This is a genomic window from Klebsiella terrigena (assembly GCF_012029655.1).
Classification (GTDB): Bacteria; Pseudomonadota; Gammaproteobacteria; order Enterobacterales; family Enterobacteriaceae; genus Klebsiella; species Klebsiella terrigena.
Genome location: NZ_CP050508.1, coordinates 5,339,128 through 5,364,719 on the forward strand (window position 1 = coordinate 5,339,128; position 25,592 = coordinate 5,364,719).

At 53.0% G+C, this 25,592-nt stretch carries 16 protein-coding genes, 6 tRNA genes and 3 rRNA genes; 2 read left to right on the plus strand and 23 right to left on the minus strand.

Annotated elements, in window-relative coordinates:
- Positions 1 to 39: 39 nt before the first annotated feature.
- From rpoB to HCK03_RS25060, 12 genes are all read right to left on the minus strand, one after another.
- Entirely contained in the window at positions 40 to 4,068 is a 4,029-nt protein-coding gene (gene rpoB / locus HCK03_RS25005; RefSeq protein WP_041143541.1) for a DNA-directed RNA polymerase subunit beta, read from the minus strand.
- Positions 4,069 to 4,388: 320 nt separating this feature from the next.
- On the minus strand, positions 4,389 to 4,754 hold the full coding sequence (rplL, locus tag HCK03_RS25010) for a 50S ribosomal protein L7/L12 (protein WP_004118416.1): 366 nt from the start codon (positions 4,752 to 4,754) through the stop codon (positions 4,389 to 4,391).
- A gap of 66 nt (positions 4,755 to 4,820) precedes the next feature.
- Positions 4,821 to 5,318: a 50S ribosomal protein L10 gene (rplJ, locus tag HCK03_RS25015; protein WP_041143540.1), complete on the minus strand. Its 498-nt coding sequence runs from the start codon at positions 5,316 to 5,318 to the stop codon at positions 4,821 to 4,823.
- A gap of 415 nt (positions 5,319 to 5,733) precedes the next feature.
- A complete protein-coding gene (gene rplA / locus HCK03_RS25020) occupies positions 5,734 to 6,438 on the minus strand; it encodes a 50S ribosomal protein L1 (RefSeq protein ID WP_041143539.1) in 705 nt (234 codons plus the stop codon).
- 3 nt (positions 6,439 to 6,441) lie between these two features.
- Positions 6,442 to 6,870: a 50S ribosomal protein L11 gene (gene rplK, locus HCK03_RS25025; RefSeq protein ID WP_041143538.1), complete on the minus strand. Its 429-nt coding sequence runs from the start codon at positions 6,868 to 6,870 to the stop codon at positions 6,442 to 6,444.
- Positions 6,871 to 7,025: 155 nt separating this feature from the next.
- Positions 7,026 to 7,571 (minus strand): transcription termination/antitermination protein NusG, encoded by a 546-nt coding sequence (gene nusG / locus HCK03_RS25030; protein ID WP_041143537.1) that lies wholly within the window; start codon positions 7,569 to 7,571, stop codon positions 7,026 to 7,028.
- A 1-nt stretch (position 7,572) separates the two neighbouring features.
- The gene (secE, locus tag HCK03_RS25035; RefSeq protein ID WP_041143536.1) at positions 7,573 to 7,956 is read right to left on the minus strand and encodes a preprotein translocase subunit SecE; all 384 of its coding nucleotides are present in this window, start codon (positions 7,954 to 7,956) and stop codon (positions 7,573 to 7,575) included.
- A 229-nt stretch (positions 7,957 to 8,185) separates the two neighbouring features.
- Positions 8,186 to 9,370: an elongation factor Tu gene (gene tuf, locus HCK03_RS25040; RefSeq protein ID WP_041142972.1), complete on the minus strand. Its 1,185-nt coding sequence runs from the start codon at positions 9,368 to 9,370 to the stop codon at positions 8,186 to 8,188.
- Positions 9,371 to 9,486: 116 nt separating this feature from the next.
- Positions 9,487 to 9,562: transfer RNA gene (locus tag HCK03_RS25045), tRNA-Thr, on the minus strand.
- A gap of 5 nt (positions 9,563 to 9,567) precedes the next feature.
- Positions 9,568 to 9,642: transfer RNA gene (locus HCK03_RS25050), tRNA-Gly, on the minus strand.
- Positions 9,643 to 9,762: 120 nt separating this feature from the next.
- A tRNA-Tyr gene (locus tag HCK03_RS25055) sits at positions 9,763 to 9,847 on the minus strand.
- Positions 9,848 to 9,857: 10 nt separating this feature from the next.
- Positions 9,858 to 9,933 (minus strand) — tRNA-Thr (locus HCK03_RS25060).
- Positions 9,934 to 10,453: 520 nt separating this feature from the next.
- Here HCK03_RS25060 and coaA point away from each other — a divergent pair.
- Entirely contained in the window at positions 10,454 to 11,404 is a 951-nt protein-coding gene (coaA, locus tag HCK03_RS25065) for a type I pantothenate kinase (RefSeq protein ID WP_115193801.1), read from the plus strand.
- A gap of 26 nt (positions 11,405 to 11,430) precedes the next feature.
- Here coaA and birA read toward each other — a convergent pair whose 3' ends face one another.
- From birA to pepQ, 11 genes are all read right to left on the minus strand, one after another.
- Positions 11,431 to 12,393: a bifunctional biotin--[acetyl-CoA-carboxylase] ligase/biotin operon repressor BirA gene (gene birA, locus HCK03_RS25070; protein ID WP_123550897.1), complete on the minus strand. Its 963-nt coding sequence runs from the start codon at positions 12,391 to 12,393 to the stop codon at positions 11,431 to 11,433.
- Complete coding sequence (murB, locus tag HCK03_RS25075; protein WP_135185494.1) at positions 12,390 to 13,418, minus strand: UDP-N-acetylmuramate dehydrogenase; 1,029 nt, start codon at positions 13,416 to 13,418, stop codon at positions 12,390 to 12,392. Before murB ends, birA begins: the two co-directional genes overlap by 4 nt.
- A gap of 199 nt (positions 13,419 to 13,617) precedes the next feature.
- Positions 13,618 to 13,733 (minus strand): 5S ribosomal RNA (rrf, locus tag HCK03_RS25080).
- A 96-nt stretch (positions 13,734 to 13,829) separates the two neighbouring features.
- Positions 13,830 to 16,737 (minus strand): 23S ribosomal RNA (locus tag HCK03_RS25085).
- A gap of 206 nt (positions 16,738 to 16,943) precedes the next feature.
- A tRNA-Ala gene (locus HCK03_RS25090) sits at positions 16,944 to 17,019 on the minus strand.
- A gap of 111 nt (positions 17,020 to 17,130) precedes the next feature.
- Positions 17,131 to 17,207: transfer RNA gene (locus HCK03_RS25095), tRNA-Ile, on the minus strand.
- Between the two features lie 71 nt (positions 17,208 to 17,278).
- Positions 17,279 to 18,820 (minus strand): 16S ribosomal RNA (locus HCK03_RS25100).
- Together the 16S, 23S and 5S rRNA genes with 2 tRNA genes alongside form the textbook arrangement of a ribosomal RNA operon.
- A 403-nt stretch (positions 18,821 to 19,223) precedes the next feature.
- Positions 19,224 to 19,757 carry a menaquinone-dependent protoporphyrinogen IX dehydrogenase gene (gene hemG, locus HCK03_RS25105; protein WP_041143532.1) on the minus strand — a complete coding sequence of 178 codons (534 nt, stop codon included), beginning with the start codon at positions 19,755 to 19,757 and terminating at the stop codon, positions 19,224 to 19,226.
- Between the two features lie 11 nt (positions 19,758 to 19,768).
- Positions 19,769 to 21,220 (minus strand): Trk system potassium transporter TrkH, encoded by a 1,452-nt coding sequence (gene trkH / locus HCK03_RS25110; protein ID WP_041143531.1) that lies wholly within the window; start codon positions 21,218 to 21,220, stop codon positions 19,769 to 19,771.
- 40 nt (positions 21,221 to 21,260) lie between these two features.
- Positions 21,261 to 21,875, minus strand: a complete 615-nt coding sequence (locus HCK03_RS25115; RefSeq protein WP_148251332.1) for an IMPACT family protein — start codon at positions 21,873 to 21,875, stop codon at positions 21,261 to 21,263.
- On the minus strand, positions 21,875 to 23,206 hold the full coding sequence (gene pepQ / locus HCK03_RS25120) for a Xaa-Pro dipeptidase (protein WP_076948012.1): 1,332 nt from the start codon (positions 23,204 to 23,206) through the stop codon (positions 21,875 to 21,877). Before pepQ ends, HCK03_RS25115 begins: the two co-directional genes overlap by 1 nt.
- Positions 23,207 to 23,398: 192 nt before the next feature.
- Here pepQ and fadB point away from each other — a divergent pair, with 192 nt between their 5' ends.
- Positions 23,399 to 25,588 (plus strand): fatty acid oxidation complex subunit alpha FadB, encoded by a 2,190-nt coding sequence (gene fadB / locus HCK03_RS25125; RefSeq protein WP_123550850.1) that lies wholly within the window; start codon positions 23,399 to 23,401, stop codon positions 25,586 to 25,588.
- The last annotated feature ends 4 nt before the right edge of the window (positions 25,589 to 25,592 follow it).

Sequence of the window (25,592 nt, forward strand, 5' to 3'; positions counted from 1 at the left end):
GGGTATGACCCCGGCACCAGTGACCTGTTTGAGCGAGAGTTACTCGTCTTCCAGTTCGATGTTGATGCCCAGCGAGCGAATCTCTTTCAACAGTACGTTGAAGGATTCCGGCATGCCCGGTTCCATCTGATGGTTGCCGTCCACGATGTTTTTATACATCTTGGTACGACCGTTAACGTCATCAGACTTGACGGTAAGCATTTCCTGCAGGGTGTATGCCGCGCCGTAAGCTTCCAGCGCCCATACTTCCATCTCACCGAAGCGCTGACCACCGAACTGAGCCTTACCACCCAGCGGCTGCTGAGTAACCAGGCTGTAAGAACCGGTAGAACGCGCATGCATCTTGTCATCAACCAGGTGGTTCAGTTTCAGCATGTACATATAGCCGACGGTAACCTGGCGTTCGAACTGCTCGCCGGTACGACCGTCGAACAGGGTAATCTGACCGGAAGTCGGCAGGCCACCCAGCTGTAACAGTTCCTTGATTTCAGACTCTTTCGCACCGTCGAATACCGGCGTTGCGATCGGCATACCTTTTTTCAGGTTTTCAGCAAGACGCAGAACTTCATCATCGGTGAAGGTATTCAGATCTACCTTCTGGCGAACGTCTGTACCCAGATCGTACGCTTTCTGGATGAATTCGCGCAGTTTCGCGACTTCCTGCTGCTGTTTCAGCATGGCGTTGATTTTCTCGCCGATGCCTTTCGCAGCCATACCCAGGTGGGTTTCCAGAATCTGACCGATGTTCATACGAGACGGTACGCCCAGCGGGTTCAGTACGATGTCTACCGGCGTGCCGTTTTCATCGTAAGGCATATCTTCGATCGGGTTGATCTTAGAGATAACACCCTTGTTACCGTGACGGCCTGCCATTTTATCACCAGGCTGAATCTGACGTTTAACGGCCAGATACACTTTAACAATCTTCAGCACGCCAGGTGCCAGATCGTCGCCTTGGGTAATTTTACGGCGTTTCGCTTCGAGTTTTTTCTCGAACTCGTGTTTCAGTTCGTCGTACTGCTCAGCCAGCTGCTCCAGCTGATTTTGTTTCTCTTCGTCGGCCAGGCCCAGTTCCAGCCAGCGGTCGCGCGGCAGCTTGTCGAGCTTCTCAGCTTCAACACCACCGGAGACCAGCACCGCGTAGATACGACCAAACAGGCCAGCTTCGAAGATCTGCAGTTCTTCAGACAGGTCTTTTTTCGCCTGCTTCAGCTGCATTTCTTCGATTTCCAGCGCACGCTTGTCTTTCTCAACGCCGTCGCGGGTAAAGACCTGAACGTCGATAACGGTACCCGATACGCCGTTCGGTACGCGCAGAGAAGAGTCTTTAACGTCAGACGCTTTCTCACCGAAGATCGCGCGCAGCAGTTTCTCTTCTGGCGTCAGCTGGGTTTCACCTTTCGGTGTGACCTTACCAACCAGAATGTCGCCGCCGGTCACTTCTGCACCGATGTAAACGATACCGGATTCGTCCAGTTTGGAGAGCGCAGCTTCACCCACGTTCGGGATATCAGCGGTGATCTCTTCCGGCCCCAGCTTGGTGTCACGGGACACGCACGCCAGTTCCTGGATGTGAATCGTGGTGAAACGATCTTCCTGAACTACGCGCTCGGAGACGAGGATGGAGTCTTCGAAGTTGTAGCCGTTCCACGGCATGAACGCTACGCGCATGTTCTGACCGAGCGCCAGTTCACCGAGGTCGGTGGACGGACCGTCTGCCAGCACGTCGCCGCGCTCAATTGGCTCACCCAGGGACACGCAAGGCATCTGGTTGATGCAGGTGTTCTGGTTAGAACGGGTGTACTTGGTCAGGTTATAGATGTCGATGCCGGCTTCGCCCGGGTACATCTCATCATCGTTAACTTTGATAACGATACGGGATGCATCCACGTACTGAACGGTACCGCCACGTTTAGCGACCGCAGTAACACCGGAGTCAACGGCAACAGCACGTTCCATACCGGTACCAACCAGCGGCTTATCAGCGCGCAGAGTCGGAACCGCCTGACGTTGCATGTTCGCACCCATCAATGCACGGTTGGCGTCATCGTGTTCCAGGAACGGGATCAGGGACGCACCGACGGAAACCACCTGCTGGGTGGATACGTCCATGTAGTCAACCTGGTCACGGCTGAACAAGCTGGATTCGCCTTTACTACGGCACGTTACCAGGTCTTCTTCAAAGTGGCCTTCGTCATCCAGGTTGGAGTTCGCCTGAGCGATGACGTAGTTACCTTCTTCGATAGCAGAGAGGTAATGAATTTCGTCGGTTACAACACCGTCAGTCACTTTACGATACGGAGTCTCGAGGAAGCCGTATTCGTTAGTCTGTGCATACACGGACAGGGAGTTGATCAGACCGATGTTCGGGCCTTCAGGCGTTTCGATTGGACATACGCGACCGTAGTGGGTCGGGTGTACGTCTCGAACTTCAAAGCCTGCGCGCTCGCGGGTCAGACCGCCTGGGCCGAGTGCAGAGATACGACGTTTGTGCGTAATCTCGGACAGCGGGTTGTTCTGGTCCATAAACTGAGACAGCTGGCTGGAACCAAAGAACTCTTTCACTGCTGCAGAAATCGGCTTGGCGTTGATCATATCCTGAGGCATCAGGGTATCCAGATCGCCCAGGGACAGACGCTCTTTAACCGCACGCTCTACGCGAACCAGGCCAACGCGGAACTGGTTTTCCGCCATTTCGCCAACGGAACGGATACGACGGTTGCCGAGGTGGTCGATATCATCGACTTCGCCAATGCCGTTACGGATACCGATGAGCTTCTTCATCACCTGAATGATGTCGTCTTTGCTCAGGATACCGGAACCTTCGATTTCGTCACGCAGCAGAGAACGGTTGAACTTCATACGACCAACCGCGGACAGATCGTAGCGGTCTTCGGAGAAGAACAGGTTCTCAAACAGGTTTTCAGCCGCTTCACGAGTCGGCGGCTCACCCGGGCGCATCATGCGGTAGATTTCTACCAGCGCGCTCAGACGATCGTTGGTCGGGTCGACGCGTACAGTCTCAGACATGTACGCACCGTGATCGAGATCGTTGGTGAACAGAGTTTCGATGCGCTTATGACCGGACTGGCTCAGTTTGGCCAGCAGATCAAGGCTCAGCTCCATGTTCGCCGGGCAGATCAGTTCGCCGGTCGCTGTATCGACATAGTCTTTAGCAGCAACTTTACCCGCGATGTACTCAACCGGAACTTCGATAAGCTTAATATCGTCTTTTTCCAGCTGGCGGATATGGCGAGCGGTAATACGGCGTGCTTTTTCTACGTAGATCTTACCGTTCGCTTCGATGTCGAAGGACGCGGTTTCACCACGCAGACGCTCCGGAATCAGCTCCATCTGCAGCTTGTTGTCGCGAATTTCAAAGACCACTTTTTCGAAGAACAGGTCAAGGATCTGCTCAGTGGTGTAATTCAGCGCGCGCAGGATGATCGTTGCCGGCAGCTTACGACGACGGTCGATACGGACAAACAGGTTGTCTTTCGGATCGAATTCGAAGTCCAGCCAGGAACCGCGGTAAGGGATGATACGTGCGTTATACAGGACCTTACCGGAAGAGTGAGTCTTACCTTTGTCACTGTCAAAGAAGACACCCGGGCTACGGTGCAGCTGAGAAACGATAACACGCTCAGTACCGTTGATAACAAAGGTACCGTTGTCGGTCATGAGCGGAATTTCGCCCATGTAGACTTCTTGTTCTTTGATGTCTTTAACGGTGCCTTCCGGCGCTTCACGCTCGTAGATCACCAGACGCAGTTTTACTCGCAGCGGTGCCGAATAGGTCACGCCACGGATCTGACATTCTTTAACATCAAATACTGGTTCGCCCAGACGGTAGCTGACGTATTGCAGCTCGGAATTACCGCTGTAGCTTTTAATCGGGAACACGGAACGGAAGGCTGCTTCCAGACCATATTGCCCTTCAGGATCTTGCTCGATAAACTTCTGGAACGAATCAAGCTGGATAGAAAGGAGATAAGGTATGTCCAGAACTTGTGGACGTTTACCAAAATCCTTACGAATACGTTTTTTCTCGGTATAGGAGTAAACCATAGGGTTCCTCAGCTCGCTGACAAGTCGACCCGTCTGCCTCAGAAAGGCAGTTTTTTATGCAACACTATTTTGTGGACCGGAAAATGGAACACTTTCCGCAATACCTGTTGCTATCACGCTTAAACCATTTCGTCGCGATTTACACAGAGCGAGCACCCTGTCGCAGTATATTAAGTCGTCGATAGAAACATGCATTGTCAGGACAACCAGCAGTCAAACAGTGTGAAATTCTACTGGCGCCTTACAGCGCAAAAAGGCTGGTGACTAAATAGTCACCAGCCATCAGCCTGATTACTCAGGCTGCAACCGGAAAGGTTGGCTTATTTGACTTCAACTTCAGCGCCAGCTTCTTCCAGAGATTTTTTCAGTGCTTCTGCGTCATCTTTGCTGATGCCTTCTTTCAGGGCAGCAGGTGCAGATTCTACCAGGTCTTTAGCTTCTTTCAGACCCAGGCCAGTTGCGCTACGTACTGCTTTGATTACAGCAACTTTGTTAGCGCCAGCAGCTTTCAGAATTACGTCGAATTCAGTTTTTTCTTCAGCAGCTTCAGCCGGGCCAGCAGCTACAGCTACAGCAGCAGCAGCGGAAACACCGAATTTTTCTTCCATTGCAGAGATCAGCTCAACAACGTCCATTACGGACATAGCGGATACTGCTTCAATGATTTGATCTTTAGTGATAGACATTTAAATTGTTCCTGAATATCAGAATAAGTTTATACGTAAGCGAGTGCTTTATAAAGAAATCTGCGATTAAGCAGCTTCTTTCGCATCGCGTACAGCAGCCAGAGTGCGAACCAGTTTGCCAGCCGAAGCTTCTTTCATGGTTGCCATCAGGCGTGCAATTGCTTCGTCGTAGGTCGGCAGAGTTGCCAGGCGGTCGATATTCGACGCCAGGATCAGCTCGCCTTCAAAGGCTGCGGCTTTAACCTCGAATTTTGCATTCGCTTTCGCGAACTCTTTGAACAGACGAGCGGCAGCGCCCGGGTGTTCCATAGAGTATGCAATCAGGGTCGGACCAACAAACGTGTCTTTCAGGCACTCGAACTGAGTACCTTCAACGACGCGGCGCAGCAGGGTGTTGCGGACAACACGCATGTAAACGCCAGCTTCACGACCTGCTTTACGCAGTTCAGTCATTTTATCTACAGTAACGCCACGGGAATCCGCAACTACTGCAGACAGCGCGCCTTTGGCTACTTCGCTGACTTCAGCAACAATCGCTTGTTTGTCTTGAAGATTTAAAGCCATTAGCTTTGCTCCTGGATGTTTGCCAGAGCTCATGCTCTGGAACTCACTTCACTCTACTCAACGAATAGAGCGTCTTAAATACGGTGAGCAGAAACAAGCCAGAGTATCCAAAAATAATCTTAGCGTTCTGTCACCGTCTACGCAGGGCATTAAGTTTCTTACGAAACACCTGCGGTCTTCGACGGAGGCCTGGATAGGCCAGGCTCCAACGAACAAATTCTTTCTACCCTTCGCTATTCAGGCCGTGCCGGCGTTGGCTGTCTTCGCTAACACCGGTTACATAGTTCACTATGCTCCCGGAGATTCACTCAGTTGCCGCCTTGCTACAACCTGACTATCTCAGATAGCGTTCTGCACGTAGCAGAATCGTGGGGGTAGAATTGTAGACAAATCCACCGCCCACGTAAAGCTAATCTTAGTTCGCAGAAGCGCTCAGACCAGCTTGATCAACGGCAACGCCAGCACCCATGGTGGTGGAGAGGCTAACTTTCTTGATGAAAACGCCTTTCGCCTGAGTCGGTTTTGCTTTTTTCAGCGCAACCAGCAGGGATTCCAGGTTTTCTTTCAGTTTGTCAGCGTCAAAGTCCACTTTACCGATGGTGGTGTGGATGATGCCGTTTTTGTCGTTACGATAGCGAACCTGGCCTGCTTTAGCGTTCTTAACAGCTTCAGCAACGTTCGGAGTAACGGTACCCACTTTCGGGTTTGGCATCAGGCCACGCGGACCCAGAACCTGGCCCAGCTGGCCAACAACGCGCATTGCATCCGGGGAAGCAATAACAACGTCGAAGTTCATTTCGCCTTTTTTGATCTGGTCTGCCAGATCTTCCATACCTACCAGCTCGGCGCCTGCAGCTTTAGCAGCTTCAGCGTTCGGGCCCTGGGCAAATACGGCTACGCGAACGGAACGGCCAGTACCGTGCGGCAGTACTGTTGCGCCACGGACGTTCTGGTCAGATTTACGAGCGTCGATGCCGAGGTTAACAGCAACGTCTACGCTTTCGGTAAATTTAGCGGTGGCCAGCTCTTTCAGCAGAGCAATAGCTTCGTTGATGTCGTACTGTTTAGTCACATCAACTTTGTCACGGATCACGCGCATACGCTTGGTCAGTTTAGCCATTTCTTAATCCTCTACTACCAGGCCCATGGAACGTGCAGTACCTTCAATGGAGCGAGTCATCGCTTCAATGTCAGAACCAGTCATGTCGGCAGCTTTGGTCTGCGCGATTTCCTGCAGCTGAGCGCGGGAAATTTTACCTACTTTATCTTTGTTCGGCTTACCGGAACCAGACTTGATGCCTGCAGCTTTCTTCAGCAGAACAGCAGCCGGCGGGGTCTTGGTAACAAAGGTAAAGGAACGGTCAGCGTAAACGGTAATAACAACCGGAGTCGGCAGACCTTTTTCCAGGGATTCTGTTTTGGCGTTAAACGCTTTACAGAATTCCATGATGTTCACACCCTGCTGACCCAGTGCTGGACCAACCGGCGGGCTCGGGTTTGCCATACCAGCTGCAACCTGCAGCTTGACGTAGGCTTGTACTTTCTTAGCCATTTAAATTTCCTCGTTTGGGTATAACGCCTTTAGAAAGGCTCCCCGTTATCAATATCGTCTTACGGACACAGGGTCCATAAAAACAAAAGGCGCGAAATTGTATGTCAATTTCGCGCCTCATGCAACGATTAAATCGCTGCTTTTTTGATCGTCGCTTAGGCTTTTTCTACCTGAGCAAAGTCCAGCTCGACCGGAGTCGCACGGCCAAAGATCGAAACAGAAACCTTCAGGCGGGACTTCTCGTAGTCAACTTCTTCAACAACGCCGTTGAAGTCAGCAAACGGACCATCGCTGACGCGGACCATTTCGCCCGGCTCGAACAGCGTTTTAGGACGCGGCTTATCGCCAACCTGCTGAAGACGGTTCATGATCGCGTCGACTTCTTTGTCGCTGATCGGCGCAGGACGGTCGGATGTACCGCCGATAAAGCCCATCACGCGCGGTACGCTGCGCACCAGGTGCCAGCTTGCGTCGTTCATCACCATCTGGACCAGAACGTAACCCGGGAAGAATTTGCGCTCGCTCTTACGGCGCAGGCCACCACGGATTTCGACCACTTCTTCGGTCGGAACCATGACTTCGCCAAACAACTCTTCCATATTGTGTAATTTGATATGTTCACGCAACGAGGTAGCTACGCGACCTTCAAAACCGGAAAACGCCTGAACGACGTACCAGCGTTTTTTAGGAGCTTCAGACATCTCAGAACCTCAGGCCAGTGATAAAGGATACCAGGCGAACCAGAATACCATCCAGTCCCCACAGGATCAGTGACATTACCGCAGTTACCGCGGCAACAATCAGTGTGGTGTGCAACGTCTCCTGGCGAGTAGGCCAGATTACCTTGCGGACTTCGGTTCTCGCTTCACGGGCGAAAGCTACGGTCGCCTTACCTTTTGTGGTTAACAGCGCGACGCCACCGGCAGCAGCGATCAGAATCACCACGGCCAACGCACGCACTGCCAGCATAATGTCACGATAAAGGAAGTTGCCTACGATGGCCACAATCAGCAGCACGGCAACGATCGTCCACTTCATCGCTTCCAGGCCGCGCCCGCTCCCTTGAGCTTCGGTATTCGCACTCATAAACCAACCTGTCACAAGAATTCAGACAAATAATTTTGCCCCGCGAGAGCGAGGCAACCAAACCGAAATGCTCTGCTGCGTTTCGGATTTAACGCCCTCTACAGAGCCTGTCTCAGCAATGATTATGACAAAAAAAATCACTGATGAGCCAGGTTCTGGTTCGAAAGCGTGCAAAAAGGGCATCAAATGATGCCCTTTTATTGCGCATTGCGTCAAATGTTATCAGCGATTAGCTGAGAACTTTAGCAACAACGCCCGCGCCAACGGTACGGCCGCCTTCACGGATTGCGAAACGCAGACCGTCGTCCATCGCGATCGGGTGGATCAGGGTAACAACCATTTTGATGTTGTCGCCCGGCATTACCATCTCTACGCCTTCCGGCAGTTCGATGGTGCCAGTCACGTCAGTTGTACGGAAGTAGAACTGCGGACGGTAGCCTTTGAAGAACGGAGTATGACGGCCGCCTTCATCTTTGGACAGGATGTAAACTTCAGATTCGAATTTGGTGTGCGGCTTGATAGAACCCGGCTTAGCCAGTACCTGACCACGTTCGATTTCTTCACGTTTGATACCACGCAGCAGAACGCCAACGTTCTCACCAGCACGGCCTTCGTCCAGCAGTTTGCGGAACATTTCAACGCCGGTACAGGTAGACTTAGCGGTGTCTTTGATACCAACGATTTCAACTTCTTCGCCAACTTTAACGATACCGCGCTCTACACGACCGGTAACAACGGTACCACGGCCGGAGATGGAGAATACGTCTTCGATAGGCAGCAGGAACGGCTTGTCGATAGCACGTTCTGGTTCCGGGATGTAAGAATCCAGGTAGCCAGCCAGTTCAACGATCTTAGCTTCCCACTCTGCATCGCCTTCCAGCGCTTTCAGAGCAGAACCACGGATGATCGGAGTGTCGTCGCCCGGGAAATCGTACTGAGACAGCAGTTCACGAACTTCCATCTCAACCAGTTCCAGCAGCTCTTCGTCATCAACCATGTCGCATTTGTTCAGGAACACGATGATGTACGGAACGCCTACCTGACGACCCAGCAGGATGTGCTCACGAGTCTGCGGCATCGGGCCGTCAGTCGCAGCAACAACCAGGATCGCGCCATCCATCTGAGCAGCACCGGTGATCATGTTTTTAACATAGTCGGCGTGGCCCGGGCAGTCTACGTGTGCGTAGTGGCGAGTCGGGGTGTCATATTCAACGTGGGAAGTGTTGATGGTGATACCACGAGCTTTTTCTTCCGGTGCGTTATCGATCTGGTCGAATGCGCGCGCAGAACCACCGTAGGTTTTAGCCAGAACGGTAGTGATTGCAGCAGTCAGCGTTGTTTTACCATGGTCAACGTGGCCGATAGTACCGACGTTAACGTGCGGTTTTGTACGTTCAAACTTTTCTTTAGACATCGATTGTCCCTCTAAGACACGGATAAATCGGTGATATCACCACATCAACCAGGCAACATGCCCGACTTGTTGAATGCAATAGAATAGAGAGAAACAGGGAAGGAGAGATAAAGAAGTGGTGCTGATACCCAGAGTCGAACTGGGGACCTCACCCTTACCAAGGGTGCGCTCTACCAACTGAGCCATATCAGCACGTCTGGAGCGGGCAGCGGGAATCGAACCCGCATCATCAGCTTGGAAGGCTGAGGTAATAGCCATTATACGATGCCCGCATCCTGAAACTCGGCTACCCAGTTCTTTCTATAACAAAAAAAAGAGAGTTATCTCTTTTCTTTGTTTGAGCTGATTAGCTTAACCAATCAACTCTGGCTCCGCAAAGCGTTGCCGAAAGATGGTGGTGGGGGAAGGATTCGAACCTTCGAAGTCGATGACGGCAGATTTACAGTCTGCTCCCTTTGGCCGCTCGGGAACCCCACCAGGCACTTGATGGTGCCGACTACCGGAATCGAACTGGTGACCTACTGATTACAAGTCAGTTGCTCTACCTACTGAGCTAAGTCGGCATCAAGTAGCGCGCATTTTAGGGAGACCTGCGGATTCATGCAACTAAAAAATTGCATAAATCGTTCTATCGCTCATATTTTGCTCTCAAACACCAAAAAGCGGTGTAATTTCAATCGATGAAGAACAAAAAAACACCATTCCTCTCGCAATATTTCCATTCAAAGCCCGCTGCGGATAGGTAAAGATCGCATTTTGGTGCAGCGGCATAGCTTTTGCCGCGCCTCCGCCACGATAAAGTCACTTTGCTCTCTGCTATATAGTGGATAGCTGATTGGCCTGAGCGACGCGTTGACTGCATCATCGCCGTTTACAGCCCGCCGTCGTTTGCCCCCGCATCAGCTTTGACGTCCTTTATTCACAAATTTCACTCTTGTGATGTTGGCGTGAGAAAGCATCATTCAATGCGTTTTTTTCTTATTATTCCCTGCAATCTGGTGTTACCCTCCTGCCCATTGTCCTGATTAACTTATGTGAAGCATCTGCGCCTGTCTTTAATTTGGCGATGGTAAGAAAATGCTTATGAGCAAAAAAGAGCAAACGTTAATGACACCTTATCTACAATTTAACCGCAACCAATGGGCTGCACTTCGTGATTCCGTTCCAATGACGCTAACAGAGGAAGAAATCACGCGGTTAAAAGGCATCAACGAAGATCTTTCGCTGGAAGAAGTCGCGGAAATTTATTTGCCGCTGTCGCGTTTGCTTAATTTCTATATCAGTTCCAACCTGCGTCGTCAGGCCGTGCTGGAACAGTTTCTTGGTACCAACGGTCAGCGTATTCCGTATATCATCAGCATCGCCGGTAGCGTCGCGGTAGGTAAAAGTACAACCGCGCGCGTGCTGCAGGCGCTGCTTAGCCGGTGGCCAGAGCATCGGCACGTTGAATTGATCACCACCGATGGCTTTCTGCATCCTAATGCCGTATTGAAAGAACGCGGCCTGATGAAGAAGAAGGGCTTCCCGCAGTCTTATGATATGCACCGCCTGGTCAAGTTCGTCTCCGATCTGAAATCAGGTATCGCTAACGCTAAAGCCCCCGTCTATTCACACCTGATTTATGATGTTATTCCCGATGGCGATAAGACGGTTTCCCAGCCGGACATTTTAATTCTTGAAGGATTAAATGTTTTACAAAGCGGGATGGATTATCCGCACGATCCGCATCATGTATTTGTTTCTGATTTCGTTGATTTTTCTATATATGTTGATGCGCCGGAAGAAATGCTGCGGAGCTGGTATATCAATCGTTTTCTAAAATTCCGTGAAGGCGCATTTACCGATCCTGACTCGTATTTCCATAATTATGCAAAGCTTTCGAAAGATGAAGCCGTCAATATAGCCACTTCGCTGTGGAATGAGATTAACCTACTGAATCTTAAAGAAAACATCCTACCAACTCGTGAAAGAGCGAGTCTGATAATGACCAAGAGCGCCAACCATTCGGTCGACGAGGTCCGCTTGCGGAAATAAAAAAGGGAGCCTCGGCTCCCTGTTATTTATTCGGCGCTGCGTAGCGATATTTCACCACCAACCCATGGTTTAATCACCCCATCTTGCTCAAGTAATAATGCTCCCTGAGTATCGATGCCACGGGAAATCCCGAAGATTTCTTTGTCTCCGATAATAAGCTTAACCGGGCGATTGAGGAAATTATCTAATTTTTCCCAGCGCGACAGGTAAGGAGTCAGCCCTTCCTGTTCAAACAGCTGCAGTCCCGCCCGTAGCTCTTTAATCAGGCGTGCGGCCAGCGCATTACGATCGATAGAGACTCCGGCTTCCTGCAGGCTAATCCAGCCCTGATTGACAACATCAGACTCCACGCGTCGCATCGCCAGATTGATCCCTGCACCGCTCACTATCTGCGCCGCATCGCCCGTTTTTCCCGTCAACTCCACCAGGATGCCGGACAGCTTCCGGTCCTGAAGGTACAGATCGTTTGGCCACTTGACGCGTACCTTATCGGCGCCGAGGCTCTGAAGTACTTCAGCAATAACAATGCCAATCACCAGGCTCAGGCCTACCGCTGCGGCAGGTCCCTGCTCCAGTCGCCAGTAGATGGAAAGATAGAGATTCGCACCGAAGGGTGAGAACCACTTGCGCCCGCGGCGACCGCGCCCAGCCTGTTGATATTCCGCAACGCAGGCATCGCCAGACTGAAGCTCGTTAAGCCTGTCCAATAAATACTGGTTTGTGGAATCAATCACCGACAGCACGGTGACGCGGCCCTGGTCGATCTGTCCGGCAATCAGCTCTTCATTTAATAATTGCACCGGTTCCGGAAGGCTGTAGCCTTTACCTGGGACGGTAAAGACATCAACTCCCCAGTCGCGCAGCGTCTGAATATGCTTATTGATTGCAGCCCGGCTCATTCCCAGACGTTCGCCGAGCTGCTCTCCGGAATGAAACTCGCCGTCAGCCAGAATAGATATCAGGGTCAGGGGAATGGTGTTGTCCCTCATGCAATCGCCTCCTCAGCGTTAACTTCACCGGTTGCGCCAATAAAGCGGACTTCGGGCTGCAGCCAGACGTTAAACATCTCGCCAACCCGCTGGCGGACGTAGTGAGCAAGATCGATCACATCGTCGCTGGTTGCATGGTGGTCATTGATTAATACCAGCGCCTGCTGGCGATGTACCGCCGCACCACCGATGGTTTTCCCTTTGAGCTGGCATTGATCGATAAGCCAGCCAGCGGCCAGCTTGATGCTGCCATCCGCCTGCGGATAGTGCGGCGCATTTGGGAAAGCGGCCAGCAGTTCCTGCCCTTTATCCGCGCTAATGACCGGGTTTTTAAAGAAGCTGCCGGCGTTACCATTTACCTTTGGATCGGGAAGCTTGGTCATTCGCATATGGCAAACAGCATCAAATACCTGTCGAGGCGTCACGGTATTTGGGTCAAGACGGGCCAAATCGCCATAGGTCAGCACCGGCTGCCAGACTTTAGGCAACCTGAGGCCAACGGCCACGATGGCATAGCGATCCTGATATTCATGTTTGAAGATACTATCCCGGTAGCCAAAACGGCACTCGTTGGCCGAAAGCCGCTGTTTGTGCCCGGTTGCCAGCTCGATACAGTCGACATACAGGCAGACACGCTGGAGCTCGACGCCATAAGCACCAATATTTTGAATGGGTGAAGAGCCAGCACAGCCGGGGATCAGGGCAAGGTTTTCCAGGCCCGGCATTTCTTTATCTAACGTAAACTGCACCAGATGGTGCCAGTTCTCCCCTGCCCCAACGTGTAGATGCCAGGCTTCAGGCGTTTCTGTGACCTCAATCCCCAGGATGCGGTTGATAATGACCGTACCAGAATAATCCTTTAGAAAGAGTACGTTGCTTCCTTCCCCGAGAATTAAGACCGGCTGTTCCTCTGCGGTGGCATCCTGCCAGGCAGACAGTAGCTGTTGTTCATTTTCGGCGCGCACAATTGCTTTGGCTGTACGATCGATGCCAAAGGTATTCCAGGGTTTAAGGGAGTGATTCATAGTGGCTTCCTGATGCAAAATCTGCACTAGTTTACCGTATATGTCAGGGGAAGGCTTGTTCGGTTTGGTCGCGGGTCGCTGGATATTCCCGGAACGCTGTGCGCAGCGCCCGATCCGGGCGGCGTCCGGCCGCTTTTCCTGAATCGCAGACAACAAAAAAACCCCATGCTTTCGCATGAGGTTTTTCTGTTTATTTGATGCCTGGCAGTTCCCTACTCTCACATGGGGAGACCCCACACTACCATCGGCGCTACGGCGTTTCACTTCTGAGTTCGGCATGGGGTCAGGTGGGACCACCGCGCTATTGCCGCCAGGCAAATTCTGTTACCAACACGCCATCACGGCCTGTCAGTTAATCTGTATCAGCTGAAAATCTCTCAAATTCATCACACCAAACAGCTTTGGCGTTGTAAGGTTAAGCCTCACGGTTCATTAGTATCGGTTAGCTCAACGTATCGCTACGCTTACACACCCGACCTATCAACGTCGTAGTCTTCAACGTTCCTTCAGGACTCTCAAGGAGTCAGGGAGAACTCATCTCGGGGCAAGTTTCGTGCTTAGATGCTTTCAGCACTTATCTTTTCCGCATTTAGCTACCGGGCAATGCCATTGGCATGACAACCCGAACACCAGTGATGCGTCCACTCCGGTCCTCTCGTACTAGGAGCAGCCCCCCTCAATTCTCCAGCGCCCACGGCAGATAGGGACCGAACTGTCTCACGACGTTCTAAACCCAGCTCGCGTACCACTTTAAACGGCGAACAGCCGTACCCTTGGGACCTACTTCAGCCCCAGGATGTGATGAGCCGACATCGAGGTGCCAAACACCGCCGTCGATATGAACTCTTGGGCGGTATCAGCCTGTTATCCCCGGAGTACCTTTTATCCGTTGAGCGATGGCCCTTCCATTCAGAACCACCGGATCACTATGACCTGCTTTCGCACCTGCTCGCGCCGTCACGCTCGCAGTCAAGCTAGCTTATGCCATTGCACTAACCTCCTGATGTCCGACCAGGATTAGCTAACCTTCGTGCTCCTCCGTTACTCTTTGGGAGGAGACCGCCCCAGTCAAACTACCCACCAGACACTGTCCGCAACCCGGATCACGGGTCTACGTTAGAACATCAAACATTAAAGGGTGGTATTTCAAGGTTGGCTCCACGCAGACTGGCGTCCACGCTTCAAAGCCTCCCACCTATCCTACACATCAAGGCTCAATGTTCAGTGTCAAGCTATAGTAAAGGTTCACGGGGTCTTTCCGTCTTGCCGCGGGTACACTGCATCTTCACAGCGAGTTCAATTTCACTGAGTCTCGGGTGGAGACAGCCTGGCCATCATTACGCCATTCGTGCAGGTCGGAACTTACCCGACAAGGAATTTCGCTACCTTAGGACCGTTATAGTTACGGCCGCCGTTTACCGGGGCTTCGATCAAGAGCTTCTCCTTGCGGATAACCCCATCAATTAACCTTCCGGCACCGGGCAGGCGTCACACCGTATACGTCCACTTTCGTGTTTGCACAGTGCTGTGTTTTTAATAAACAGTTGCAGCCAGCTGGTATCTTCGACTGATTTCAGCTCCGTGAGCAAGTCACTTCACTTACCATCAGCGTGCCTTCTCCCGAAGTTACGGCACCATTTTGCCTAGTTCCTTCACCCGAGTTCTCTCAAGCGCCTTGGTATTCTCTACCTGACCACCTGTGTCGGTTTGGGGTACGATTTGATGTTACCTGATGCTTAGAGGCTTTTCCTGGAAGCAGGGCATTTGTTACTTCAGCACCGTAGTGCCTCGTCATCACACCTCAGCGTTAACAAGAGTCCGGATTTACCTAAACTCTCCGCCTACATGCTTAAACCGGGACAACCGTCGCCCGGCTAACATAGCCTTCTCCGTCCCCCCTTCGCAGTAACACCGAGTACAGGAATATTAACCTGTTTCCCATCGACTACGCCTTTCGGCCTCGCCTTAGGGGTCGACTCACCCTGCCCCGATTAACGTTGGACAGGAACCCTTGGTCTTCCGGCGAGCGGGCTTTTCACCCGCTTTATCGTTACTTATGTCAGCATTCGCACTTCTGATACCTCCAGCAACCCTCACAGGCCACCTTCAACGGCTTACAGAACGCTCCCCTACCCAACAACGCCTAAGCGTCGCTGCCGCAGCTTCGGTGCATGGTTTAGCCCCGTTACATCTTCCGCGCAGGCCGACTCGACCAGTGAGCTATTACGCTTTCTTTAAATGATGGCTGCTTCTAAGCCAACATCCTGGCTGTCTGTGCCTTCCCACATCGTTTCCCACTTAACCATGACTTTGGGACCTTAGCTGGCGGTCTGGGTTGTTTCCCTCTTCACGACGGACGTTAGCACCCGCCGTGTGTCTCCCGTGATAACATTCTTCGGTATTCGTAGTTTGCATCGGGTTGGTAAGTCGGGATGACCCCCTAGCCGAAACAGTGCTCTACCCCCGAAGATGAGTTCACGAGGCGCTACCTAAATAGCTTTCGGGGAGAACCAGCTATCTCCCGGTTTGATTGGCCTTTCACCCCCAGCCACAAGTCATCCGCTAATTTTTCAACATTAGTCGGTTCGGTCCTCCAGTTAGTGTTACCCAACCTTCAACCTGCCCATGGCTAGATCACCGGGTTTCGGGTCTATACCCTGCAACTTAACGCCCAGTTAAGACTCGGTTTCCCTGCGGCTCCCCTATACGGTTAACCTTGCTACAGAATATAAGTCGCTGACCCATTATACAAAAGGTACGCAGTCACCCCATAAAAGAGGCTCCCACTGCTTGTACGTACACGGTTTCAGGTTCTGTTTCACTCCCCTCGCCGGGGTTCTTTTCGCCTTTCCCTCACGGTACTGGTTCACTATCGGTCAGTCAGGAGTATTTAGCCTTGGAGGATGGTCCCCCCATATTCAGACAGGATACCACGTGTCCCGCCCTACTCTTCGAACTCACAGAATGTGCATTTTAGTGTACGGGAGTATCACCCTGTACCCTGCGACTTTCCAGACGCTTCCACTAACACACAAACTGATTCAGGTTCTGGGCTGTTCCCCGTTCGCTCGCCGCTACTGGGGGAATCTCGGTTGATTTCTTTTCCTCGGGGTACTTAGATGTTTCAGTTCCCCCGGTTCGCTTCGTTAAGCTATGTATTCACTTAACGATAGTGTGTCGAAACACACTGGGTTTCCCCATTCGGAAATCGCCGGTTATAACGGTTCATATCACCTTACCGACGCTTATCGCAGATTAGCACGTCCTTCATCGCCTCTGACTGCCAGGGCATCCACCGTGTACGCTTAGTCGCTTAACCTCACAACCCGAAGCTGTTTCGTAAAACAGGTCGTGTTGTGAAAATTTGAGAGACTCGAACACACCGTTTTTCCTTTCTTATTACGGAGAAAGGAGACAGTGTGTCGTTTCAATTTTCAGCTTGATCCAGATTTTTAAAGAGCAAAACTTCGCAGTGCACCTTTTCAGGAACACTCTGAAGTTTTCTTATTTTGTGCAGTAAAAGGATGGTGGAGCTATGCGGGATCGAACCGCAGACCTCCTGCGTGCAAGGCAGGCGCTCTCCCAGCTGAGCTATAACCCCATCGTAATTGCTTTCTCTGTTTACCGGTAATTCAGACTGAGACAAGGCGTGGGAGGACGAAGCATACTGAAGTATGCGAGTCGTTTCACAACGCAGTATTCAGGATGAATTTGGTAGGCCTGAGTGGACTTGAACCACCGACCTCACCCTTATCAGGGGTGCGCTCTAACCACCTGAGCTACAAGCCTGCAGAGATTTTTTACTGCTTATTTTTCATCAGACAATCTGTGTGGACACTACAAAGGCAGGTTCTTTTAGGTAAGGAGGTGATCCAACCGCAGGTTCCCCTACGGTTACCTTGTTACGACTTCACCCCAGTCATGAATCACAAAGTGGTAAGCGCCCTCCCGAAGGTTAAGCTACCTACTTCTTTTGCAACCCACTCCCATGGTGTGACGGGCGGTGTGTACAAGGCCCGGGAACGTATTCACCGTGGCATTCTGATCCACGATTACTAGCGATTCCGACTTCACGGAGTCGAGTTGCAGACTCCGATCCGGACTACGACATACTTTATGAGGTCCGCTTGCTCTCGCGAGGTCGCTTCTCTTTGTATATGCCATTGTAGCACGTGTGTAGCCCTACTCGTAAGGGCCATGATGACTTGACGTCATCCCCACCTTCCTCCAGTTTATCACTGGCAGTCTCCTTTGAGTTCCCGGCCGAACCGCTGGCAACAAAGGATAAGGGTTGCGCTCGTTGCGGGACTTAACCCAACATTTCACAACACGAGCTGACGACAGCCATGCAGCACCTGTCTCAGAGTTCCCGAAGGCACCAAAGCATCTCTGCTAAGTTCTCTGGATGTCAAGAGTAGGTAAGGTTCTTCGCGTTGCATCGAATTAAACCACATGCTCCACCGCTTGTGCGGGCCCCCGTCAATTCATTTGAGTTTTAACCTTGCGGCCGTACTCCCCAGGCGGTCGACTTAACGCGTTAGCTCCGGAAGCCACTCCTCAAGGGAACAACCTCCAAGTCGACATCGTTTACAGCGTGGACTACCAGGGTATCTAATCCTGTTTGCTCCCCACGCTTTCGCACCTGAGCGTCAGTCTTTGTCCAGGGGGCCGCCTTCGCCACCGGTATTCCTCCAGATCTCTACGCATTTCACCGCTACACCTGGAATTCTACCCCCCTCTACAAGACTCTAGCCTGCCAGTTTCGGATGCAGTTCCCAGGTTGAGCCCGGGGATTTCACATCCGACTTGACAGACCGCCTGCGTGCGCTTTACGCCCAGTAATTCCGATTAACGCTTGCACCCTCCGTATTACCGCGGCTGCTGGCACGGAGTTAGCCGGTGCTTCTTCTGCGAGTAACGTCAATCGTCAAGGTTATTAACCTTAACGCCTTCCTCCTCGCTGAAAGTACTTTACAACCCGAAGGCCTTCTTCATACACGCGGCATGGCTGCATCAGGCTTGCGCCCATTGTGCAATATTCCCCACTGCTGCCTCCCGTAGGAGTCTGGACCGTGTCTCAGTTCCAGTGTGGCTGGTCATCCTCTCAGACCAGCTAGGGATCGTCGCCTAGGTGAGCCATTACCTCACCTACTAGCTAATCCCATCTGGGCACATCTGATGGCATGAGGCCCGAAGGTCCCCCACTTTGGTCTTGCGACGTTATGCGGTATTAGCTACCGTTTCCAGTAGTTATCCCCCTCCATCAGGCAGTTTCCCAGACATTACTCACCCGTCCGCCGCTCGTCACCCAAAGAGCAAGCTCTTCTGTGCTACCGCTCGACTTGCATGTGTTAGGCCTGCCGCCAGCGTTCAATCTGAGCCATGATCAAACTCTTCAATTTAAGTTTGATGCTCGTGAATTAAACTTCGTAATGAATTACGTATGTTCACTCAGAGACTTGGTATTCATTTTTCGTCCGAGGACGTTAAGAATCCATGTCACTTTGAGTGCCCACACAGATTGTCTGATAAATTGTTAAAGAGCAGTTGCGACGCGCTTTAGCGCTCTGTCGCGAGGTCCCGTATATTACGTTTTCCTCATTCAGAGTCAAGCGTTTATTTTGCTTTTCTCTGTCGGCTTTCGCGGCTGATATTCAGCGCTGAAGCCTTCTGACCCGGCGGCATGTTGGCCGTTGTTCCGTGTCAGTGGAGGCGCATTATAGGGAGTTCTCTGACGTTGACAAGCCCTGTTTGCAAAAAACTTTTCAACCGCTCAGTTTGCCATCATCACGGTGATTTTATCCGCTATTTGCTGTTCATTTGTGCGATCTCTCGCGCAAAATTAGCGACCTGCTGCCAGTCGGTATAGACCACTTCCTTACTGGTATCCGTTTCACCGCCGGTCATTTTCATAATCAGGCGGATCATTACGCGGTCGTACCAGCTATAGCGCGGATAGCGCAGCGCACCGGCAAACACCGCGCTACGCTGCGGCTGCCACGGTGAACTGAGCAGGAACTTGCGCGTATAGCTATTGGTTTGCGGAGTACGCTTCTCAGGTTTACGCGCCACCAGGTTAACCGAAAAAAACGCACCGGGCAGCGCGTTCAGCGACTGCAGGTGTTTCTTCACGAAGCGGTCAACCGCAGGATGAAAGTGGCCATAGCGAATGGATGCCCCAATCACCACGCGATCGTAGTCGTGCCATGCAACCGCATCGGCGCGGTTAAGGTTGAGGGTGTCCGCATCGACGCCCAGCTCTTTCAGCTCGGATGCCAGAAAGGAGGCAATTTCACGAGTCTGCCCATCACGGGTGGAAAATAGAATCAACGTTTTCACAAATACTCCAGCTATTCACGCCAGAAAGTGGGAGTAAACAGCACCAACAGGGTGAACACTTCCAGACGACCAAACAGCATATTAGCAATCAGGATCCATTTTGCGACCGGGTTCATCGTCGCAAAGTTATCCGCCACGACCCCCAGGCCCGGCCCCAGGTTGTTTAAGGTTGCGACGACCGAAGCAAATGCGGAGAAGTCATCGACGCCGGTAGCAATAATCGCCAGCATACTAATGATAAACACCAGCGCATAGGCGGAGAAGAATCCCCATACTGCTTCGAGGATGCGTTCCGGCAGCGCGCGGTTGCCCAGCTTAATGCTGTACACCGCATTCGGGTGTACCAGACGTTTCAGCTCGCGGTTCCCCTGCTTAAAGAGCAGCAGGATACGAATAACCTTCAGACCACCGCCCGTCGAACCGGCACAGCCGCCGATAAATGCCGAGCACAGCAGCAGCACCGGAAGGAATAGCGGCCAGCGCGCAATGCTATCGGTGGTGAAGCCCGCCGTCGTGGCCATTGAGACAACCTGGAAGAACGCCTGGTTCAAGGTGGTTAACGCGGAGCTATAGACATCATGCAGCCACAGCACCAGCGTACAAATCACCACCAGCGTCAGCTGTACGCCAATAAACATGCGGAATTCGGGATCACGCCAGTACACCTTCAGGCTTCGTCCGCTGAGTAATGAAAAGTGCAGGCCGTAGTTACAGCCGGAGATCAGCAGGAAGACCGCGATAATCGAGTTAATCGTCGGACTGTCAAAGTAGCCGACGCTGGCGTCATGCGTGGAGAAGCCGCCAATAGCGATGGTCGAAAAGCTGTGACCGATGGCGTCAAACGCCGGCATCCCGGCAAACCACAGCGCCAGCGCGCAGGCGATGGTTAGCAGAACGTAGATAAGCCACAGCGTTTTTGCCGTTTCGGCAATTCGCGGGCGCATTTTGTTATCCTTCAGCGGCCCGGGCATCTCCGCCCGGTACAGCTGCATCCCACCGACGCCGAGTATCGGCAGGATCGCGACCGCCAGCACAATGATCCCCATACCGCCAAACCACTGCAGCATCTGGCGATAGAAAAGGATGGCATGGGGCAGCGAGTCGAGGCCAACCAGCGTGGTTGCGCCCGTGGTGGTGAGGCCAGAGAAGGATTCAAAAAACGCATCGGTTACCGTCAGGTTTGGCTGCTCGGCGAAGATAAACGGTAGCGCACCGACGCTGCCCAGCACGGTCCAGAAGAGGACGACAATCAGAAAGCCCTCGCGGGATTTCAGCTCCCCCTTTTCACGGCGGTTCGGCCACCATAATAGAGAGCCAATAGCTAAAGCGGCGAAAAAGGTCTGGGTAAACGCCCGCCCGGCACCATCACGGTATATCAGGGCCACTAATCCCGGGAGGATCATGGTCCCCGAAAATAAAATGACCAGCAGTCCAACGATTCGGGTAATCGCGCGAAAATGCATCTCTGGCGCTTCCTTTGATATGCAAAAAATCAGGTGGGGATTATTCGTCAATCTTCAGTAATTGCAACGAGCCACGGCTAAAATCAGCCAGTTTTGCTGAAAATGACGCCACTTCAGCTTGAGGAAGCGCAACACGCAGCTGGACGAACGCCTGATATTCGCTTTCGACAATGTGCCCTGCGAACTGGGCCAACAGCGCTTCAACACCGGCTAATTGCCCGTATTCACACTGCAAAGTATATGCGGTCAGCGGCGTCTTGCGCTGCGTTGTCAGCTGAGCAAGCGCCTGGTGTACGCCACCGCCATAGGCCTTCACCAGACCACCGGTACCCAGCAGAATACCGCCGTAGTAACGCACTACGACGGCAGTTATCTCACCGACACCGCTGCCCATAAGCTGTGCCAGCATCGGTTTACCTGCCGTTCCCGCCGGTTCGCCATCGTCGGAGAAACCCAGCTGTTGTGAATCATTCGGCGGCCCGGCCACCCACGCCACGCAGTGGTGGCGAGCGTCCGGGTGATCCGCTCTTACTGATTCAACAAACGCCTTTGCCGCCATTACGCCATCGGTATGCGCCAGTAGCGTAATAAACCGGCTCTTCTTAATCTCTTCGACAAAGCTCACCGGCGCGGCCGGTATCAACCAGCTGTCCATCAGGCCAGTTTCAGATCACGCGTCATATTTTCGACACTGCTTTCATGGATAACGACGTTATCTTCGATACGAATGCCGCCAAACGGTTTCAGCGCTTCAATTTTCTGCCAGTTGAAGTGCTTGCTGAACTGCCCTTCGCGCCACGGCGCCAGCAGGGATTCAATAAAGTAGATACCCGGCTCGATGGTCAGCACCATACGCGGCTGGATCACGCGCGTGCAGCGCAGGTACGGATATTTAGACGGCGCCGCCAGATGGGTACCGGAATCATCCTGCATAAAGCCGGCGACATCATGCACCTGCAGGCCCAGCGGGTGGCCGATGCCGTGAGGCATAAACGGCCCGGTCAGGTCGTTTTCGACCATCGCCTCTTCGCTCATGTTGGTGACGATCTGATGTTTACGCAGCAGCTTAGCAATGCGCTGATGGAACTGGACGTGGTAATCCACGTAGCTGGTGCCGACTTTCAGCGTGCTAATCAGCGCCAGCTGCTCGTCATTAACGTCCTTAATCAGCTGGGCAAAGTCGCTATCGCCGTGCGCGGCCCAGGTGCGCGTGAGATCCGCCGCATAACCGTTATATTCCGCACCGGCATCGAGCAGGAAGCTGCGCGCTTCCGCCGGCGCACGGTGATCCAGTTTGGTGTAGTGCAGCACGGAGGCGTGCTCATTGATCGCCACGATGTTGCTGTACGGTACATCGGTATCGCGGTGGCCGGTCGCAGTCAGATAGGCCTGGTTGATATCGAACTCGCTCATCCCGGACAGGAAGGCTTCATGCGCCGCCCGATGACCGTTGATCGCTGATTTCTGCGCTTCGCGCATGCAGGCCAGCTCGTAATCCGTTTTATAGGAGCGGTAGTAGTGCAGATAGTCGATAACCCCTTTCGGGTTGATTTTATCCGCGGCGATCTCTAACCCCAGCGCGCGCTCAGGGACCGGGCCAATATAGCCGATGTTGCCGCGCGCCGCCGGGAGCTGGCTACCGATACCATCCGCCTTCGGCAGCGCAATCACGTCTACCTCTTCGGTCCAGAATGAAGTCGGCAGCGGCTCAACGTTATGCCAGTAATCAACCGGCAGGTAGAACCACAGCTTCGGCTTATTGACGCCATCCACCAGCAGCCAGCAGTTAGGAACCTGCGTGACGGGCACCCACGCTTTAAACTGCGGATTGACCTTGAACGGGTAGGGATGATCGTCAAGAAAAACGTTAACCAGCTCACCGGAGTGAATCAGTAAGGCATCGAGCTTAAAGCGAGATAAAACATCACGGGTACGTTCTTGTAGGGTAGCAATATGGTTTTTATAGAGCGCGGCTAGTGATTCCATCTATTTATCCTTTGATTTTATTAGATCGTGACTCTCCGCATCTTAGCACATCGACTTCAGGCAGGGCGATTTCCGCCGGGTGTGATCCGACCAGCATTTATTTAAAGACTTGTTTGCAATTCTTTAACATAAATCCCACACTCCGATCCATCTGGTACGACCAGATCATATTGCTGGATTCAGGAGACTGACATGCTCTACAAAGGCGACAACCTGTACCTCGACTGGCTGGAAGATGGCATTGCCGAACTGGTGTTCGATGCCCCCGGCTCGGTGAACAAGCTCGATACCGCAACCGTAGCCAGCCTCGGCCATGCGCTGGACGTGCTCGAAAAGCAAACAGATCTTAAAGGGCTGCTGCTGCGCTCTGAAAAAGCGGCCTTTATCGTCGGTGCCGATATAACCGAATTTCTCTCCCTGTTCCTGGTCCCGCAGGAGCAGCTGAGCCAATGGCTGCATTTTGCCAATAGCGTTTTCAACCGCCTCGAAGATTTACCGGTGCCCACCGTTTCAGCGGTCAACGGCTATGCGCTGGGCGGCGGCTGCGAGTGCGTGCTGGCAACGGACTATCGTCTGGCCACGCCGGACCTGCGCATCGGCCTGCCGGAAACTAAGCTGGGCATCATGCCGGGCTTCGGCGGTTCAGTGCGTATGCCGCGTCTGCTCGGTGCCGATAGCGCGCTGGAAATTATCGCCGCCGGCAAAGACGTCGGTGCGGATCAGGCGCTGAAAATCGGCCTCGTCGACGGCATCGTCAAGCCAGAGAAACTGCGCGACGGCGCGCTCAGCATTTTACGCCAGGCCATTAGCGGCGATCTCGACTGGCAGGCGAAGCGCCAGCCGAAGCTTGAGCCGCTGAAGCTCAGCAAAATCGAAGCGACCATGAGCTTCACCATTGCGAAAGGCATGGTTGCCCAGACCGCCGGGAAACACTATCCGGCGCCGATGACCGCCGTCAAAACCATCGAAGCTGCCGCCCGACTCGGCCGTGATGAGGCGCTGAAGCTGGAAAATCAAAGCTTCGTCCCGCTGGCGCACACCAAAGAAGCCCGCGCGCTGGTCGGCATCTTCCTCAACGATCAGTACGTCAAAGGCAAAGCGAAGAAGCTCACCAAAGACGTTGAAACCCCGAAACAGGCCGCCGTGCTGGGCGCCGGGATTATGGGCGGCGGTATCGCCTATCAGTCTGCCTGGAAAGGCGTGCCGGTCATCATGAAGGATATTAACGACAAATCGCTGACGCTCGGCATGAATGAAGCCGCCAAGCTGCTTAACAAACAGCTTGAGCGCGGCAAGATTGACGGCCTGAAGCTGGCTGGCGTCATCGGCACCATTCAGCCAACGCTGGACTACTCTGGCTTTGAGCGCGTGGACGTGGTCGTTGAAGCCGTTGTCGAAAACCCGAAAGTGAAAAAAGCGGTGCTGGCTGAGACCGAAGGCAAAGTGCGCCCGGATACGGTGCTGGCTTCCAACACCTCAACGATCCCGATCGGTGAACTGGCGGACGCTCTGCAGCGTCCGGAGAATTTCTGCGGTATGCACTTCTTTAACCCGGTGCACCGTATGCCGCTGGTTGAAGTGATTCGCGGCGAAAAAACCTCGGACGAGACGATTGCCAAAGTGGTGGCCTGGGCCAGCAAGATGGGCAAAACGCCGATCGTGGTTAACGACTGCCCCGGTTTCTTCGTCAACCGCGTGCTGTTCCCCTACTTCGCCGGCTTCAGCCAGCTGCTGCGCGATGGCGCGGACTTCCGCAAGGTCGATAAGGTCATGGAGAAGCTGTTCGGCTGGCCAATGGGCCCGGCGTACCTGCTCGACGTGGTCGGCATCGATACCGCTCACCACGCGCAGGCGGTGATGGCCGCCGGCTTCCCGCAGCGCATGCAGAAAGATTATCGCGATGCGATTGACGCCCTGTTCGACGCAACCCGCTTCGGCCAGAAAAATGGCCTTGGCTTCTGGCGCTATACCCAGGACAGCAAAGGCAAACCGAAGAAAGAAGAGGACGCGGCCGTTGACGGCCTGCTGGCGGACGTAAGCCAGCCGAAGCGCGACTTCAGCGACGAAGAAATTATCGCCCGCATGATGATTCCTATGGTCAACGAAGTGGTGCGTTGCCTGGAAGAAGGCATTATCGCCAGCCCGGCGGAAGCGGATATGGCGCTGGTTTATGGCCTCGGCTTCCCTCCATTCCACGGCGGAGCCTTCCGCTGGCTGGATACGCTGGGCAGCGCAAAATATCTCGATATGGCACAGCAGTATCAGCACCTCGGCCCGCTGTATGAGGTGCCGGAAGGTCTGCGCAGCAAAGCACGCCATAACGAACCGTATTATCCTCCGGTAGAACCAGCCCGCCCGGCGGGTGTTCTGAAAACGGCTTAAGGAG